The organism is Pseudomonas sp. GW821-FHT07G10, from assembly GCF_059418545.1.
This window is the reverse complement of record NZ_JBWKQB010000002.1, coordinates 412418-429078: the sequence shown is the minus strand read 5'-3', so window position 1 is coordinate 429078 and position 16661 is coordinate 412418. Positions and strand designations below refer to the sequence as shown.

The window sequence follows — 16661 nt, the reverse complement described above, 5'->3', positions numbered from 1 at the left end:
TTCAGTGGCCGATTCCCAGGCAACTGGAACAGTGGGTAGTCTGGCAAGATCCAACACGGGCTTTCAAGGAAAGACCCATCCTTTGTTTACACCGAGCGAAGTACCAAACCTGGCACCCCGCTCAGAGCCTAGCACTTAGCCTTGCAATGCACTCAAGGTCAGGTCCAGACACTTGCGTGCCTTGGCAACCAGCTCGTCGATTTCGGTAAGGCTGATCACCAGTGGCGGAGCAATGATCATGGTGTCGCCCACGGCGCGCATGATCAGCCCGTTGTCGAAGCAGAATTGCCGGCAAATCATGCCAACACCCTTCCCGACATACCGCGCACGGGTGGCCTTGTCCTGAACCAACTCAATGGCCCCCAACAGACCGACACCACGAACCTCTCCCACCAGCGGGTGATCGTTCAGTTCCCGTAGACGCTTTTGCAAATAAGGTGCCGTTTCGGCATGAACGCGCTCAATAATTTTCTCGTCGCGCAGGATGCGGATGTTTTCCAGTGCGACCGCCGCCGCTACCGGGTGCCCGGAGTAGGTGAAACCGTGGTTGAAATCGCCACCTTCGTTGAGCACCTCGACCACTTCGTCACGCACGATCAGGCCACCCATAGGGATGTAACCGGAGGTCAGGCCCTTGGCGATGGTCATCATGTCCGGCTTGAGGTCGTAGAAATCGGTACCGAACCACTCACCGGTACGGCCGAAACCACAAATCACTTCATCGGCGACGAACAGAATGTCGTACTTGGCGAGGATTTCCTTGATGCGCGGCCAGTAGCTTTCTGGCGGCACAATCACGCCTCCCGCGCCCTGGATCGGCTCGGCAATGAAAGCACCGACATTGTCGACGCCCAGCTCGAGAATCTTTTTCTCAAGCTGATCGGCCGCCCAGATACCGAACTCTTCGGGGCTCATGTCGCCGCCTTCGCCAAACCAGTACGGCTGCGGGATGTGCACAATCCCGGGGATCGGCAAGTCGCCCTGTTCGTGCATATACGTCATGCCGCCCAGGCTCGCGCCAGCCACGGTCGAACCGTGGTAGCCGTTGATGCGGCTGATGATGACTTTCTTGTTCGGCTGACCTTTGATCGCCCAGTAGTGGCGGACCATACGCAGCATGGTGTCGTTGCCTTCGGAGCCGGAACCGGTGAAAAACACATGATTCATGCCTTCAGGCGCGATGTCGGCGATGGCCTTGGCCAATTCCAGCACCGGCGGGTGAGCGGTCTGGAAGAACAGGTTGTAATAAGGAAGCTCGCGCATCTGTTTGCTGGCGACATCGGCCAGTTCATCGCGGCCATAACCGATGGCCACGCACCAGAGGCCGGCCATGCCGTCGAGGATCTTGTTGCCTTCGCTGTCCCAGAGGTAAACGCCTTTGGCATTAGTGATGATCCGCGGGCCCTTCTCTTTCAGCTGTTTGAAGTCGCTGAAGGGGGCCAGGTGGTGATCATTGCTCAGGATTTGCCATTCACGGGTTTGCGGGTTCTTGCTGGTCATACGAGTCTCCTAAGTTCAGGTTAGAGTGCGGTCTTTCTCGACCGCACCCGGCGCATCAGACGGCGAAGAGCAGGAATTCCCGCTCCCACGAACTGATCACGCGCTTGAAGTTTTCATGCTCGGCCCGCTTGACCGCGACGTAGCCAGTAATGAATTTCTTGCCCAGGTACTTCTCGATGGTGGTGCTGTGCTCCATGCGCTCGAGCGCATCTTCGATGGTCAATGGCAGACGCAAATTGCGTCGCTCGTAACCACGCCCGACCACTGGCGCACTTGGATTGATGGCCTCGACCATGCCGATGAAACCGCACAGCAGGCTCGCTGCGATCGCCAGGTACGGGTTGGCATCAGCCCCTGGCAGGCGGTTTTCCACCCGGCGGTTCTGCGGACCGGCATCCGGCACGCGCAAGCCGACGGTACGGTTCTCTTCGCCCCACTCCACGTTCACCGGTGCCGAGGTGTCTGGCAGGAAGCGGCGGAACGAGTTGACGTTCGGCGCGAACAGCGGCAACAACTCGGGGATGAACTTCTGCAAGCCGCCGATGTGGTGCAAGAACAGCTCGCTCATCGAACCATCTTCATTAGAGAAGACGTTTTTACCTGTCTCGATGTCGATGATGCTCTGGTGCAAGTGCATGGCACTGCCCGGCTCACCGGTCATCGGCTTGGCCATGAAGGTCGCGGCAACGTTGTGCTTGAGCGCCGCTTCACGCATGGTCCGCTTGAACACCAGAATCTGGTCGGCCAGGGACAGCGCATCGCCGTGACGGAAGTTGATTTCCATCTGCGCCGTGCCGTCTTCGTGGATCAATGTGTCGAGATCCAGTTCCTGCAGTTCGCACCAGTCGTAGACGTCTTCGAACAACGGGTCGAATTCGTTGGCTGCTTCTATAGAGAAGGACTGGCGACCGGTTTCCGGGCGACCGGAGCGGCCAATTGGCGGCTGCAACGGGAAGTCCGGGTCTTCACAGCGCTTGGTCAGGTAGAACTCCATTTCTGGCGCCACGATCGGCTGCCAGCCTCTATCGGAGTAGAGCTTGAGCACCTTCTTGAGCACGTTGCGCGGCGACAACTCGATCGGGTTGCCTTGCTTGTCGTAGGTGTCGTGAATCACTTGGGCCGTTGGCTCGATGGCCCAAGGCACGAGAAATACCGCGTTCTGATCGGGACGGCAGATCATGTCGATGTCTGCCGGATCGAGGAGTTCGTAATAGATGTCGTCTTCGACATAGTCGCCCGTCACTGTTTGCAACAGCACACTCTCGGGCAGGCGCATGCCTTTCTCGGCGATGAACTTGTTGGTCGGCGAGATCTTGCCGCGAGTAATCCCGGTAAGGTCGCCAATCATGCATTCGACTTCTGTGATCTTATGGTCTTTCAACCAATCGGTGAGCTGGTCGAGGTTGTTACTCATAAATGCCTCTGGGCTGAGTTTCCTGACTTTTATAAGTCAGGCGTTAGTTGACGCATCCGCGTCGCGTTGAATTGCCCGCGTCCGGCAGGCATCACCAAATGCCTGGAAGATGGCAAGGTAATGGGGATTGGAGCTCACTTGCCATTCAGGGTGCCATTGCACACCTAAAGCAAAAGCCTTGCCTCCCCTGACCCCGCCACTTTCAACAGATAGTGCTTCGATCAAACCATCCGGCGCCCTGGCCTCGACGCGCAGGCCCGGCGCCAGACGATCAACGCCCTGACCATGAATCGAGTTGACGGCAATTTCGCTCGGCAGGCCCAGGCCCGCCAGTACGCCGCCGGGTTCAATGTGCATCGGATGGCTGGGCGCGTATTGCATTTCAAGCGGCTCGTTGTCGTCCTCACGATGGTCCATGAATGTGCCAACCTCATGAACCTTCTGATGCAGACTGCCGCCGAACGCCACGTTCATCTCCTGGAAGCCGCGACAAATCCCGAGCACCGGAACACCCGCCGCAACAGCGGCGCGAATCAACGGGAGGGTGGTGCGATCGCGTTCAGGATCATGAGCAGTCCCCGGTGCGCTGGCAGGTCCGCTATAGTGAATAGGTTCAACGTTGGAAGGAGAGCCGGTCAGGAGGATGCCGTCCAGACCGTCAAGAATATCGGTCGGATCGAGCAATTCCGCCAGGGATGGAAGTATCAACGGCAAGCCCTTGGCAGCGACTGCGACTGCACGGACGTACTTATCGCCACTAATGTGATAAGCATGCAAACCGATCTGCCTGGAGCAGGCGGTGACGCCGATTAACGGCAGGCGAGACATGAAGCACCCCGGTATTATTGCTGTTATGGGTTTAAATCGAGCTTAGCCTTGTTCATTTTTTTACACAACACCCCCGTAAAAAATACAACACGGCCCGCTCAAGCCTGCGGTCGCCACAGACGCCGAAGACAAAAAAATGCCCTAAATTGCTCCAAAACTGCTCCTCAAGCGCTTTTTGAGGGCAAAAAAGGCCTCGCTTGACTTCGGCATGCCGTTCGGGTTGACTGGAATCTGAAAAGATCAATGATTGATATTTTTAACAACAAAGGTGTTGCATCATGTCGGTACCCCCGCGTGCCGTTCAGCTTAACGAAGCGAACGCGTTCCTTAAGGAACATCCTGAGGTTCTGTACGTTGACCTTCTGATTGCGGATATGAATGGTGTGGTGCGCGGCAAGCGCATTGAACGCACCAGTCTCCACAAGGTTTACGAGAAAGGCATCAACCTGCCGGCCTCTCTATTTGCCCTGGATATCAATGGCTCGACGGTGGAAAGCACCGGTCTGGGTCTGGATATCGGTGATGCTGACCGAATCTGCTATCCAATCCCCGATACCCTGTGCAATGAACCCTGGCAGAAGCGCCCTACCGCGCAACTGTTAATGACCATGCACGAACTTGAAGGTGAACCTTTCTTCGCCGACCCACGCGAAGTCCTGCGTCAAGTCGTGACCAAGTTCGATGAACTGGGTCTGACCATCTGCGCCGCATTCGAACTTGAGTTCTACCTGATCGACCAGGAGAACGTGAATGGCCGGCCACAACCTCCACGCTCGCCGATTTCCGGCAAACGTCCGCACTCGACCCAGGTCTACCTGATCGACGATCTGGACGAATACGTCGACTGCCTCCAGGACATTCTGGAAGGTGCCAAAGAGCAAGGCATTCCTGCCGACGCCATCGTCAAGGAAAGTGCTCCGGCGCAGTTCGAAGTGAACCTGCACCACGTTGCCGACCCGATCAAAGCGTGCGATTACGCGGTACTGCTCAAACGTCTGATCAAGAACATCGCCTACGACCATGAGATGGACACCACCTTCATGGCCAAGCCTTACCCGGGCCAGGCAGGTAATGGTCTGCACGTACACATCTCGATCCTTGATAAAGAAGGCAAGAACATCTTTGCCAGTGAGGATCCCGAGCAGAACGCCGCACTGCGTCACGCGATCGGCGGTGTGCTCGAGACCCTACCAGCGCAGATGGCGTTCCTCTGCCCGAACGTCAACTCGTACCGTCGTTTCGGTGCACAGTTCTACGTGCCGAACTCGCCGTGCTGGGGCCTGGATAACCGTACGGTAGCCTTGCGCGTACCGACAGGTTCGGCCGATGCGGTACGTCTGGAGCACCGCGTTGCCGGCGCCGACGCTAACCCGTATCTGTTGATGGCTTCGGTTCTGGCGGGTGTGCACCACGGCCTGACCAACAAGATCGAACCTGGCGCTCCGGTCGAAGGCAACAGCTACGAGCAAAACGAGCAGAGCCTGCCGAACAACCTGCGCGACGCGTTGCGCGAGCTGGACGACAGCGAAGTCATGGCCCGTTATATCGACCCGAAATACATCGATATCTTCGTCGCCTGTAAAGAGAGCGAGCTGGAGGAGTTCGAACACTCGATCTCCGACCTCGAGTACAACTGGTACCTGCATACCGTGTAAGCGATCGTAGTAAAAAAAACGCCGCCGGCCGAAAAGCCTGCGGCGTTTTTTTGGACTGCAATTATTGGCAGGATTGTAGGACACAAGTTGTAGATCTATTCCTGCAAGAGAACAGGACATAAACCTACATAAAAACTCTCATATCAAACCCAAAATGCAGGCCGCCGGATTTACCGCCTGGATGAAACCCGGAAAGGATCATCCGCCAGCCTGCCTTTACGTCCCCCCTCGAGAGTATCAATCATGAAAACCCACATCCTTGGCGCGGCCTTTTCTCTTGTCGGGATCAGCTTATGCTCTGCCGCGTGGGCTCAGTCCCAGCAGCACCCCCAATGGAGCTACGCCAACCCTTCAGGCCCGGATAATTGGGGCGAGCTGCGACCCGATTACAAACTCTGCAAGCTCGGAAAAGTGCAATCGCCCATCGATATTCGCGATGCTGCCAAAGCGGATCTGGCACCGCTGGTTTTTGATTATCGATCCAGTCCGATAGCGGTTTTGAACAATGGACACACCGTTCAGGTCACGCCATCGAATGCGGGCGGGATCACACTGGCCTCCGGAAACTACTCATTAGTACAGTTCCACTTCCACAGTCCCAGTGAAGAAAAAATACAGGGCCGTGCCTTTCCCATGGTCGCGCACCTGGTTCACCGCAATCAATCAGGCGAACTCGCCGTCGTTGCCATTCTTTTCGAGGAAGGTGCGCATAACCCGGCCCTGGCGCCCATCCTTGCAGCAATGCCAGACGTAGTGGGCGCAACGAAGACCCTGGACAATCAGAGCATTGCAGACTTGCTACCCGAAAAACGTGATTACTATGCCTACATGGGCTCCTTGACGACTCCGCCTTGCAGCGAAAATGTGCGCTGGCATGTCCTGACGACTCCCGTTGCGCTGTCCCGAACCCAGTTGGATGCGTTTCGGGAGCTTTACCCAATGAATGCGCGACCCGTTCAACCCTTGAACGGCCGGACCGTGCAAATGGGTGGCTAGCCCATAGCGAGTACGCTCCTGGGGGCAACGGCGCTATACAGACAACATCGAACCCGACTCGTACAATGCTCGCTGCCTTGTAGGAGAGTTCAATGACGCGCCCCGCCACTATCCGCAAACCCCGCGCACGCAGCCAGGCCCGGATCGATTCGATACTCGACGCCGCCCGTACGCTGCTTGCCGCCGAGGGCGTGGCCAGCCTGTCGATCTACAGCGTGGCGGAACGAGTGCAGATCCCGCCGTCGTCGGTTTATCACTTCTTCGCCAGCGTCCCTGCCCTGCTCGAAGCCCTGACCGCCGATGTCCACGCCGCTTTTCGCGCTTGCCTGCAAGCGCCGATCGAACACGCATCGCTCAGCGGCTGGCGCGACCTGTCGCGACTGGTGGAACAGCGCATGTTGAGCATCTACAGCGAAGACGCTGCCGCCCGCCAACTGATCCTCGCCCAGCACGGCCTGACCGAAGTCACCCAGGCTGACCGTCAGCACGACATCGAGCTGGGCGATCTGATGCACAAACTGTTCGATCACCATTTCGAACTGCCGGTACTGCCCAAAGATGTCGACGTCTTTGCCCTGGCCATGGAACTGGGTGACCGCGTCTACGCCCGTTCAGTGCAACAGCACGGGCAGATCACTGCGCGCATGGCCGAGGAAGGCATGCGGGTGTTCGACGCTTATCTGGGACTGTACCTGCCACCCTATCTGCCCAAACGCGACGCGTAACACAGGAAATATCAATGCATCAGGTTACGCAACGTTATCCTGGCGCCCCGGATATTTTCGCCAATGAAGCCGTCATGTCTTCACTCGGCACCTTGATTCCCTCTGGCGGTTGGCGCTGTGCGCCTGATCCGTAACACCCCTACCGTCATCAATCAGCATAAAAAACCCCGAAGGGCTCAAGCCATTCGGGGGTGGCCTATACGCACGGCTTACAACTTGGCGATCGATACCTCTGTAGATTTCACGAAGGCAATCACTTCACTGCCAACCACCAGTTCCAACTCTTTGACCGAGCGCGTGGTAATCACCGAGGTGACCACGCCGGAGGCGGTCTGCACGTCGATTTCCGACAGTACATCACCCTCTACGATTTCCTTGATGGTGCCTTTGAACTGGTTACGGACGTTGATGGCTTTAATAGTCATGAGCGGTATTCCTGTTTGGGTAAGAGGTTTTTTGAAACCGGGTTACTGGGCCCAACGCAATTGCGTGGGCAACGGTGAAACGGGTTCCGGTTCAGGTGGCGAACCGGGGAGCGACAACACGCGGTTGAGGACTTCGGTTTCCAGCGCCGCCAGCCGATGGGAGCCGCGAACCCGAGGGCGCGTAAGCTCCACTTGCAGGTCGAGGCCGATTTCGCCCTCCTCGATCAGAATCACCCGATCGGCAATCGCCACGGCTTCACTGACGTCGTGGGTCACCAGCAGCACCGTGAATCCGTGTTTCTGCCACAGGCGTTCGATCAGTTGCTGCATCTCGATACGGGTCAGGGCATCCAATGCGCCCAGCGGCTCGTCGAGCAACAGCAGCCGAGGTTGATGAATCAATGCGCGGGCCAGTGCAACACGCTGCTTCTGCCCGCCAGACAATGCCGCCGGCCACTCGTTGGCGCGATCCGCCAGACCGACCGCTTCCAGCGCTTGCAGTGCGTTTGGCCGCCAGTTGCCCTTGAGCCCGAGGCCAACGTTGTCGATGACTTTTTTCCAGGGCAGCAAACGCGCTTCCTGGAACATCAAACGGGTATCCTCGATCGCATCGCTCAACGGTGCCGAGCCTGCGAGCAATTCACCGCCTGTAGGAGTGTCGAGACCGGCGAGCAAGCGCAGCAAGGTACTTTTCCCGCAACCGCTGCGACCCACCACGGCGACGAACTGACCGGCCGGGATATGCAGATCGATCTCACGCAGCACTTGCCGCTGACCGAAGGTTTTTTGCAGCTTGCGCACCGCCAACGGAATTCCGCGCAGCAAACGAGGTGGTTGTTGAGCCGTCATGCAGCACCGCCCTTGACCACTTGATAGGCCGGATGCCAGCGCAACCAGACACGCTCCAGCCCGCGGGCCGCGAGGTCGGCCAATTTGCCGAGCACCGCGTACAACAGGATCGCCAACACCACCACGTCAGTCTGCAAAAACTCCCGGGCATTCATCGCCAGATAGCCGACTCCGGAGCTGGCGGAGATAGTCTCGGCGACGATCAACGTCAGCCACATAAAGCCCAGCGCGAAGCGCACACCCACCAGAATCGAAGGCAGCGCTCCCGGTACAATCACCTGACTGAACAGGCCGAAACCGGACAAGCCATAACTGCGGGCCATTTCCACCAGTGCCGGGTCGACGTTGCGAATGCCGTGATAGGTGTTGAGATAGATCGGGAACAAGGTGCCCAACGCCACCAGAAAAATCTTCGCCGACTCATCGATGCCGAACCACAGAATCACCAGCGGAATCAGCGCCAGATGCGGCACGTTGCGAAGCATCTGCACCGAACTGTCGAGCAGGCGCTCGCCCCATTTCGACAGACCGGTGATAAAGCCCAGGGTCAGACCGATGCCGCCACCGATCAGGAAACCGACCGCCGCGCGCCAGCCGCTGATGGCCAGGTGGGTCCAGATTTCGCCGCTACGGACCAGGCTCACACCGGCCTCGATCACCGCGCTCGGTGCCGGCAGAATTCGTGTCGACAACCAACCCGCCGATACCGACAACTGCCACACCGCCAGCAACAACACCGGCAAGGCCCACGGCGCGAGGCTGTGAATAATATTGTTGTTCTTCATGGCCACGCCTCAGCTCTGGGACGCAGCTTTAGGGAAGATAGAGCGCAAAATAGTGAGGCTCATGGAGTTGTCTCCCAAGGAATTCGAGTTACGGTGCTTTGGCAACGGTCGTCGGTGGCGTCCAGATCACGTCTTTGATGCTCAGCGGTTTCGGTATCAGCTTGAGCTGGTAAAAGCTGTCGGCAATTTTTTGCTGAGCCGCGACCACCTCGGGGGTGAGGAACAACGCGCCGTAGCCCTGGCGTTTCACCGCTGTCAGGGTGATGTCCGCAGGCAGGCCGAGCAGTGGCGAAACCTGTTGGGTCACGTCTTCAGGATTGGCCTTGGACCACTCACCGACTGCGCGTACCTCTTCCACCAGCGCCTTGATCACTTGCGGTTGTCTTTCGGCGTAGGGCCTGGTTGCCAGATAGAACTGATGGTTATCGACGATGCCGCTGCCGTCACGCAGGGTGCGTGCTTGCAGTTGCTGTTCGGCGGCGGCCTGGTACGGGTCCCAGATCACCCAGGCATCGACACTGCCACGCTCGAACGCGGCGCGGGCATCGGCCGGCGGCAGGAATACAGTCTGAATGTCGGTGTACTTCAGACCGGCGTCTTCGAGGGCGCGGACCAATAGGTAATGAACGTTGGAGCCTTTATTGAGGACGACCTTTTTGCCTTTGAGGTCTTTCACCGATTTGATCGGCGAGTCTTTCGGGACGAGGATCGCTTCGCTGGTCGGCGCTGGCGGCTCATAAGCCACGTAAAGCAGATCGGCACCGGCCGCCTGAGCGAACACCGGAGGCGTTTCGCCGGTCACGCCGAAATCGATGGAGCCGACGTTCAACCCTTCGAGCAGTTGCGGACCACCCGGGAATTCAGTCCATTGCACGTCGACACCTTGAGCGGCGAGGCGTTTCTCCAGCGTGCCTTTGGCCTTGAGCAGCACCAGGGTGCCGTATTTCTGATAGCCGATACGCAAGGTCTCGGCTGCTTGAGCTTGAGTGATAACGCCGAAGGACACAGCCGCAGCAAACAGAGCGACCAGACCACGACGCAAAATGACAGTGCGCATAGCGCTCTCCTTTTTGCTGTTGGTTTTTGGCTGCACCTGCTTGGCCGTTAGCGGCTGAGTAAGGTGGGTACTTCAAATTCCGGAGGGGCTTAAATGCTCCAGCGAGCACTCAATAAACGTTCGTTCAACAGACTCGGGTCCAGCGGTTTTGGCCGCCGTGCCATGGCGCTATAAAACTGTTCCAGTGCTTCGCTCAGGCGTTGTTCCAGTACCGGCACCAATTGCGCCCGAGCGCTGCCTTCGCCATAAGCGATCTGGCTGTCTTCGGCGAAAATCCCGTGAAGCATTTCCTCAGCCTTCAGTGCCGACAGCACCGGTTTAAGCGCGTAATCCACTGCCAGCATGTGAGCGATGCTGCCGCCAGTGGCCATGGGCAACACGACCTTGTGGCTCAGTGCGCGCTCCGGCAACAGATCGAGCACAGTCTTCAGTGCCCCGGAGAACGACGCTTTGTAAACCGGCGTGGCGATCAGCAGACCATCGGCGTTTTCAATCTGTTGCAGCAGGTCGATCACCTTCGGGCTATCGAAGCGTGCGTGGAGCAAGTCTTCGGCCGGGAAGTCCCGTACCTGATAACTCACCACCTCCACGCCTTGCTGCTGTAACCAGCGTTTGGAGTGGTCCAGCAACACTGCGGAACGGGAGCGCTGGCTGGGACTTCCACCGAGTGAGACGACCAGCATGCAGATAATTCCTCAGGGGTTTGTTGGCGATTCGCTCTCTGCGATTTCGCTAAGATGAACAGACCATAACAGGTGATTTATATATCTATAAATCTTATTTATTCATTTGTTTATTCCACAAACGCATATGCGAAAAACATTCCTCCAGACAAAAAAACAGGCGGTCGAAACGGCCTGAAGCCCTTGCTTGTGAACCTTGAGATTTGCCGCGACTGTCAGTCCGCCATCGCGAGCAAGCCCGCTCCCACATTAAATCTGTGGTGAATATGGAAAGTGCGTCTGACCCCGATCAAGTGTGGGAGCGGGCTTGCTCGCGATGCGATTTCAGCCGCGCAGAAAGTGGTGAGCCTTATCGATTAGGCTGCGCCGTCAGTCGCAGATACGGTTTCACCGCGCGGTAGCCTTTCGGGAAGCGTTTTTTGATCTCGTCCTCATCCTTGAGCGATGGCACGATCACCACTTCATCACCGTCCTGCCAATTGGCCGGCGTGGCCACTTTGTAGTTGTCGGTGAGCTGCAGCGAATCGATCACCCGCAAAATTTCATGGAAGTTACGCCCGGTACTGGCCGGATAGGTAATGGTCAGGCGCACCTTTTTGTTCGGGTCGATGACGAACAGCGAACGCACGGTCAGGGTGTCGTTGGCATTGGGGTGGATCAGGTCGTAGAGGTCGCAGACCTTGCGGTCAGCGTCGGCGAGGATCGGGAAGTTGACAAGGGTGTTCTGGGTTTCGTTGATGTCTTCGATCCACCTGTGGTGCGAGTCCACCGGGTCGACTGACAGGGCAATCGCCTTGACGCCGCGCTTTGCGAATTCGTCGTTGAGCCTGGCGGTGAAACCGAGCTCCGTGGTGCACACCGGGGTGAAGTCCGCCGGATGGGAAAACAGCACGCCCCAGCTGTCACCCAGCCACTGGTGAAAACGAATCGTGCCGGCGCTGGAGTCCTGTTCAAAATCGGGGGCGATGTCGCCAAGTCTGAGGCTCATGATGCTGCTCCATTGCGTGCGTGATGAGCCTACTTTGCTTGCCTGCGACGAAAATTAAAAAGAATAAAAATAATTAAACTTATATCTATTGGGAATATTAAAAAAAATACAAAAAAAAGGTCTCGCCATTAGGCGAGACCTTTTCTGAAGCCGATTACATGAAGCTGTAGGTGTAGTTGAAGATCAGACGGGTCTGGTCCTGGGCGTCGATACCCTCGGCGTTGCCACGGTAAGTGCCATGTCGCAAGGTCGTGCCGAAGCCTTTGAGAGCGCCCTCCTGGATGGTGTAATCCACACGCAGGTCGGTTTCCCACTCGGACTGGTCACTGCCAGTGCCGTTCTTGGCTTTGATGTTGTCGCCATGCAAGTAGGCAACCGAGGTTTTCAAGCCCGGAACACCCAGCTTGGCGAAGTCATAGGAGTACTGACCGAAGGTAGTGTTTTCACCGGCACGGGCAAAATTGCCGACCGTGGCGTCAGTGAACAGGTAGAAGCTCGCGCCACCGGCACCTTCATTAACACCGTTGCCATTGACCACGTTACCCTGGTTCAACCAGACGAAGCCGCCGCTATCGTTGACGCGCTGATGACCCAACAGGAAGGCGTTACCGCCCAAGGTGTAGGTGAACATGGCGCTCCAGGTCTTGTTATCGACCTGGCCCGGGGTCTTGGCGAAACCACCGTTGTTGTTGAACTGAAAGCCCGGATCGCCGTTCTTGCCGTCGGACCTGCTGTCGAAATAGCGAACATCCGACTTGAAGGACTGGTCGGTACCGATCGGCAGGACGTGCACCAGGCCCAGGAAGTTCTGCTTGTAGTAGTCTTCCAGGTTCGCGTAGTAGTACTGCAGGGTAAGGTCTTTGGTGACTTTCCAGTCAGCGCCGCCATAAAGGAACTTGTTGCTGGCCTCGGTACCGCCCGCAACCGCCAGGCCAGTGGCGTTACTCGAAGCACGACCCGTTGCGTGTTCGAGCTGACCTGCGTTAAAGGTCACACCGTCGATTTCCTTGGAGGTGATGGTGCCACCTTCAAAGGTCTGGGGCAGCAGACGACTGTCGTTTGCTATCAGGATCGGCAGGTTCGGTGCCAGAGCACCACCCAGGTGAGCCTCGGTCTTGGAGTAACGCGCTTTGACGTTCCCGGCCAGACGGCTCCATTCGTGCACTGCTGAGCCATCGCTATCGCTTGGCACGAACGTATTGCTGTCCGGGTGATGACCTCTACCGCCATCCAGATGGATGCCAACCAGCGCTTGGGCATCAAAACCAAAGCCAACAGTCCCTTGGGTGAATCCGGACAGATAATCGAATTTGAAACCCTGAGCCGCCTCGCGCTGGTCAGCTTTACCGGCGCGATTGTCATTGTCGAAATACATGGTCCGGGAACTGAGGCTCGCCTTGCTGTCTTCGATGAAACCCGCGGCGCCTGCCTGCTGCGCCAAAACCCCTACGGCCACAGCCAGGGCTAAGGTGGACTTATTCATGTTTCGCTCCTCTACGTTTCTAATTTTTTGTGCACTTTGGTCCAGGGTCTAGCGCCCCGTTTCCCACAAATGCCCAACTAGTGCAAGACCGTGACTGATAAGTCAATCGTAAGCAGTCGCGTCTACGACCCTGGTCTAATCGCAGTCTTTGATCCGTTCAGGTTAATGAATTTCTCATAAGCCCAAAAAGAATTGTTTATTCATTTTTCATACGATTCGGGAATATAGCTCAACCCGCCTCAACCGAACCGGATGCAGAGGTATCGGCCTACGAGCTAATTCCTAAATGGTATTTTCAACCGCTTATTTAGACCAATTCGGGCTCGCGTATTCTTCATACGTCAATCACGATCAAATAGGCGACGCTATCATGGCCAAACGTGCATCTTCCCGTCAAATTGTTACAGTTTGTATATCGATGTTATTTTTTACCGCCCGTCCGGTAAACACTGCAACGGGCAGCAAAAACGGCGGAACTGATCGGCGTATTCCCCTGTAAGAACAGACGCAACCGGCGATCTGTCAGTGCCCGGAGCGAAGTCTAAGCTCATCAGATTACAGAGTCTTTTCGAAAATCTTGGAATTACGCTGATAGTTGTACAGCGAGGCCCGTGCCGAGGGCAGGCGCTCGACACTGCTTGGCACAAAGCCGCGCTCGCGGAACCAGTGGGCGGTACGTGTAGTCAGCACGAACAAGGTTTTCAGCCCCTGAGCCCGAGCGCGGGTTTCGATCCGTTCCAGTAACTCATCACCACGACCACCATGGCGGTATTCCGGGTTCACCGCCAGGCAAGCCAGTTCCCCCGCATCCGAATCGGCAATCTGATACAGCGCCGCACACGCGATAATCATCCCTTCGCGCTCGACCACGCTGAACTGCTCGATCTCGCGTTCCAGCACTTCACGGGAACGGCGAACCAGAATGCCCTGCTCTTCCAGCGGGCTGATCAGATCCAGCAGACCGCCGACGTCTTCAATGGCCGCTTCACGCACCAACTCGAATTGCTCTTGCGCGACCAGCGTACCGCCACCGTCACGGGTGAAGAGTTCGGTCAGCAACGCGCCGTCTTCAGCGTAGCTGACAATATGGCTACGGCCCACGCCGCCACGACAGGCTTCAGCCGCCGCATCCAGTAATTCAGCCTGATAGTTGCCGCCCAGGCGTTGCAAATGCGCCGGCACCTGCTGCGGACGCAGCTCGCGCACCAGCCTGCCGTTTTCATCGATCAGGCCAGGATCGGCGCCGAACAGCAGCAGTTTATCGGCGCCCAGGTCGATGGCGGCGCGGGTAGCGACGTCTTCGCAGGCCAGGTTGAAGATTTCCCCGGTCGGCGAATAACCCAACGGCGAAAGCAGAACGATCGAACGCTCATCCAGCAGACGGTTGATGCCCTTGCGGTCTACCCGACGCACTTCGCCAGTGTGGTGATAGTCGACACCTTCAAGCACGCCGATCGGCCGGGCAGTCACCAGATTGCCGCCCGCCACCCGCAGGCGCGAGCCCTGCATCGGCGAAGCGGCCAAGTCCATGGACAGGCGCGCTTCAATGGCGATCCGCAGCTGGCCGACCGCATCGATGACGCACTCCAGAGTCGCCGCATCGGTGATGCGCAGGCCATGGTGGTAATGCGGGGTCAGGCCTCGGGCAGCGAGACGGGTTTCAATTTGCGGACGCGAACCATGAACCAGTACCAGCCGTACCCCCAGGCTGTGTAACAACACCAGGTCGTGGACGATATTGCCGAAGTTCGGATGCTCGACCCCATCGCCGGGCAGCATGACGACAAAGGTGCAATCGCGGTGGGCGTTGATGTACGGAGAAGCGTGACGAAGCCAATTGACGTATTCGGGCATAAAACCAGCGCCTGTAATAAAAAGCAGCCGAAAAAGGGACGAAACAGAAAACGCACAGCGGGCTGTTGGTTATCGTCGGAACAGGCTTGGCGACACGCGAGCTCTCCTTATAGATACGGCCTTGATCATCGGCGATTTACTGAGTGGCCGGTGCGGACCACTAAGCCGGGATCAGGCAATAATGTTCGATCAATTGACGTAGTAGATGCACGGTAGGCTGCAAGCGTGACATTTCGAGGTATTCCCCAGGTTGGTGAGCGCAGGCAATGTCGCCCGGGCCGAGCACCAGCGTCTCGCAGCCAAGGCGCTGAAGATAAGGTGCTTCGGTGCCAAACGCTACTGCTTCGGCGAGATGGCCCGTGAGTCTTTCCGCGACCCGGACCAATTCGCAATCTTCAGCCTGCTCGAAAGGCGGCACTTCGGGGAATAACGGCGCGTAATCAATCTTCACCTTATGCCACTCGGCTATCGGCTCAAGCTTCTGCCGGATCGCTGCGCGCAAGACACTCGGGTCCATGCCTGGCAAGGGCCGCAGGTCGAACTCCAGCGAGCACTGGCCGCAAATCCGGTTCGGGTTGTCACCGCCGTGGATGCAACCAAAATTCAGGGTCGGCTGCGGCACGCTGAACTGCGGATTGCGGTACTCGCGCTGCCAAAGCAGTCGCAGCCCTCTCAATTCGCCGATGGCGTCGTGCATGGCTTCGAGGGCGCTGTGGCCCAGGCTCGGGTCTGATGAATGGCCACTTTGTCCGAGAATATCGATGCGCTCCATCATCACGCCTTTGTGCAGACGAATCGGTTTGAGCCCGGTCGGCTCGCCGATCACGGCTGCTCGCCCAAGCGGTCGACCGGCTGCAGCCAGCGCACGGGCGCCAGCCATGGAGCTTTCTTCGTCGCAGGTGGCGAGGATCAGCAATGGTTGCTTGAACGGCTTGTCCAGCAGCGGCAGCACTGCTTCGATGGCCAGCGCAAAAAAGCCCTTCATGTCGCAACTGCCCAGGCCAACCCAGCGACCGTCGACTTCGGTCAGTTTCAGCGGATCGGTCTGCCAAAACGCGCCGTCGAACGGCACCGTGTCGCTGTGCCCGGCCAGCACCAGGCCGCCGGGGCCGCTGCCAAAACTGGCGAGCAGATTGAACTTGCCGGGGCTGACCTGTTGAATGTCGCAGGCAAAACCCAGATCGCCGAGCCAGGTCGCCAACAGGTCGATCACCGCGCGATTGGATTGATCCAGACTCGGTTGGGTACAACTGACCGACGGCGCGGCGATCAGCGCAGCAAACTGATCTTTCATGGATGGCAAAGACATGCGCTGACTCCTGACTCCCTAGAAGAACCTCATCATAGAACCATCCGCGTCATGGAATAAACCGCCGCGGCACGTCGAGTCGACGAGTCCTGTACACTGCTCGGCCTTGG

General features: G+C 57.6%; 15 protein-coding genes. 3 read left to right on the top strand and 12 right to left on the bottom strand.

What is annotated here, in order from left to right; all coding sequences use genetic code 11:
- Nucleotides 1-135: 135 nt before the first annotated feature.
- The 3 genes from AC07O1_RS05285 to AC07O1_RS05275 are packed head-to-tail and all read right to left on the bottom strand — an operon-like array spanning nucleotide 136 to nucleotide 3742.
- A complete protein-coding gene (locus AC07O1_RS05285) occupies nucleotides 136-1500 on the bottom strand; it encodes an aspartate aminotransferase family protein (RefSeq protein WP_495088118.1) in 1365 nt (454 codons plus the stop codon).
- Between the two features lie 55 nt (nucleotides 1501-1555).
- Nucleotides 1556-2914, bottom strand: coding sequence for a glutamine synthetase family protein (locus tag AC07O1_RS05280; protein WP_495088117.1), 1359 nt, complete (start codon nucleotides 2912-2914; stop codon nucleotides 1556-1558).
- 36 nt (nucleotides 2915-2950) lie between these two features.
- Entirely contained in the window at nucleotides 2951-3742 is a 792-nt protein-coding gene (locus tag AC07O1_RS05275; RefSeq protein WP_495088116.1) for a gamma-glutamyl-gamma-aminobutyrate hydrolase family protein, read from the bottom strand.
- A 278-nt stretch (nucleotides 3743-4020) separates the two neighbouring features.
- On the opposite strand from AC07O1_RS05275, the gene AC07O1_RS05270 reads away from it, so the two are divergent.
- The 3 genes from AC07O1_RS05270 to AC07O1_RS05260 all read left to right on the top strand — a co-directional run bounded on the left by AC07O1_RS05270 (nucleotide 4021) and on the right by AC07O1_RS05260 (nucleotide 7118).
- Nucleotides 4021-5397 (top strand): glutamine synthetase family protein, encoded by a 1377-nt coding sequence (locus tag AC07O1_RS05270; RefSeq protein WP_495010387.1) that lies wholly within the window; start codon nucleotides 4021-4023, stop codon nucleotides 5395-5397.
- A 243-nt stretch (nucleotides 5398-5640) separates the two neighbouring features.
- Nucleotides 5641-6393 carry a carbonic anhydrase gene (locus AC07O1_RS05265; protein ID WP_494990788.1) on the top strand — a complete coding sequence of 251 codons (753 nt, stop codon included), beginning with the start codon at nucleotides 5641-5643 and terminating at the stop codon, nucleotides 6391-6393.
- Between the two features lie 92 nt (nucleotides 6394-6485).
- Nucleotides 6486-7118, top strand: coding sequence for a TetR/AcrR family transcriptional regulator (locus AC07O1_RS05260; protein ID WP_495010388.1), 633 nt, complete (start codon nucleotides 6486-6488; stop codon nucleotides 7116-7118).
- 209 nt (nucleotides 7119-7327) lie between these two features.
- Here the strand turns inward: AC07O1_RS05260 and AC07O1_RS05255 are convergent, their stop codons facing one another.
- The 9 genes from AC07O1_RS05255 to argE all read right to left on the bottom strand — a co-directional run bounded on the left by AC07O1_RS05255 (nucleotide 7328) and on the right by argE (nucleotide 16551).
- Nucleotides 7328-7543, bottom strand: coding sequence for a TOBE domain-containing protein (locus AC07O1_RS05255; RefSeq protein ID WP_419113863.1), 216 nt, complete (start codon nucleotides 7541-7543; stop codon nucleotides 7328-7330).
- A 42-nt stretch (nucleotides 7544-7585) separates the two neighbouring features.
- Nucleotides 7586-8392 carry an aliphatic sulfonates ABC transporter ATP-binding protein gene (gene ssuB / locus AC07O1_RS05250; RefSeq protein ID WP_494990791.1) on the bottom strand — a complete coding sequence of 269 codons (807 nt, stop codon included), beginning with the start codon at nucleotides 8390-8392 and terminating at the stop codon, nucleotides 7586-7588.
- The gene (gene ssuC, locus AC07O1_RS05245) at nucleotides 8389-9177 is read right to left on the bottom strand and encodes an aliphatic sulfonate ABC transporter permease SsuC (protein WP_495088115.1); all 789 of its coding nucleotides are present in this window, start codon (nucleotides 9175-9177) and stop codon (nucleotides 8389-8391) included. Before ssuC ends, ssuB begins: the two co-directional genes overlap by 4 nt.
- 88 nt (nucleotides 9178-9265) lie before the next feature.
- The gene (locus tag AC07O1_RS05240) at nucleotides 9266-10234 is read right to left on the bottom strand and encodes a sulfonate ABC transporter substrate-binding protein (protein ID WP_495088114.1); all 969 of its coding nucleotides are present in this window, start codon (nucleotides 10232-10234) and stop codon (nucleotides 9266-9268) included.
- Between the two features lie 89 nt (nucleotides 10235-10323).
- Nucleotides 10324-10917, bottom strand: coding sequence for an NADPH-dependent FMN reductase (ssuE, locus tag AC07O1_RS05235; protein ID WP_495088113.1), 594 nt, complete (start codon nucleotides 10915-10917; stop codon nucleotides 10324-10326).
- Nucleotides 10918-11266: 349 nt separating this feature from the next.
- Complete coding sequence (locus AC07O1_RS05230; RefSeq protein ID WP_495088112.1) at nucleotides 11267-11905, bottom strand: peroxiredoxin; 639 nt, start codon at nucleotides 11903-11905, stop codon at nucleotides 11267-11269.
- Nucleotides 11906-12059: 154 nt separating this feature from the next.
- Nucleotides 12060-13388, bottom strand: a complete 1329-nt coding sequence (locus tag AC07O1_RS05225; RefSeq protein ID WP_495088111.1) for an OprD family porin — start codon at nucleotides 13386-13388, stop codon at nucleotides 12060-12062.
- Between the two features lie 555 nt (nucleotides 13389-13943).
- On the bottom strand, nucleotides 13944-15242 hold the full coding sequence (gene argA / locus AC07O1_RS05220; RefSeq protein WP_495088110.1) for an amino-acid N-acetyltransferase: 1299 nt from the start codon (nucleotides 15240-15242) through the stop codon (nucleotides 13944-13946).
- 160 nt (nucleotides 15243-15402) lie between these two features.
- Nucleotides 15403-16551: an acetylornithine deacetylase gene (argE, locus tag AC07O1_RS05215; RefSeq protein WP_495088109.1), complete on the bottom strand. Its 1149-nt coding sequence runs from the start codon at nucleotides 16549-16551 to the stop codon at nucleotides 15403-15405.
- Nucleotides 16552-16661 lie beyond the last annotated feature (110 nt).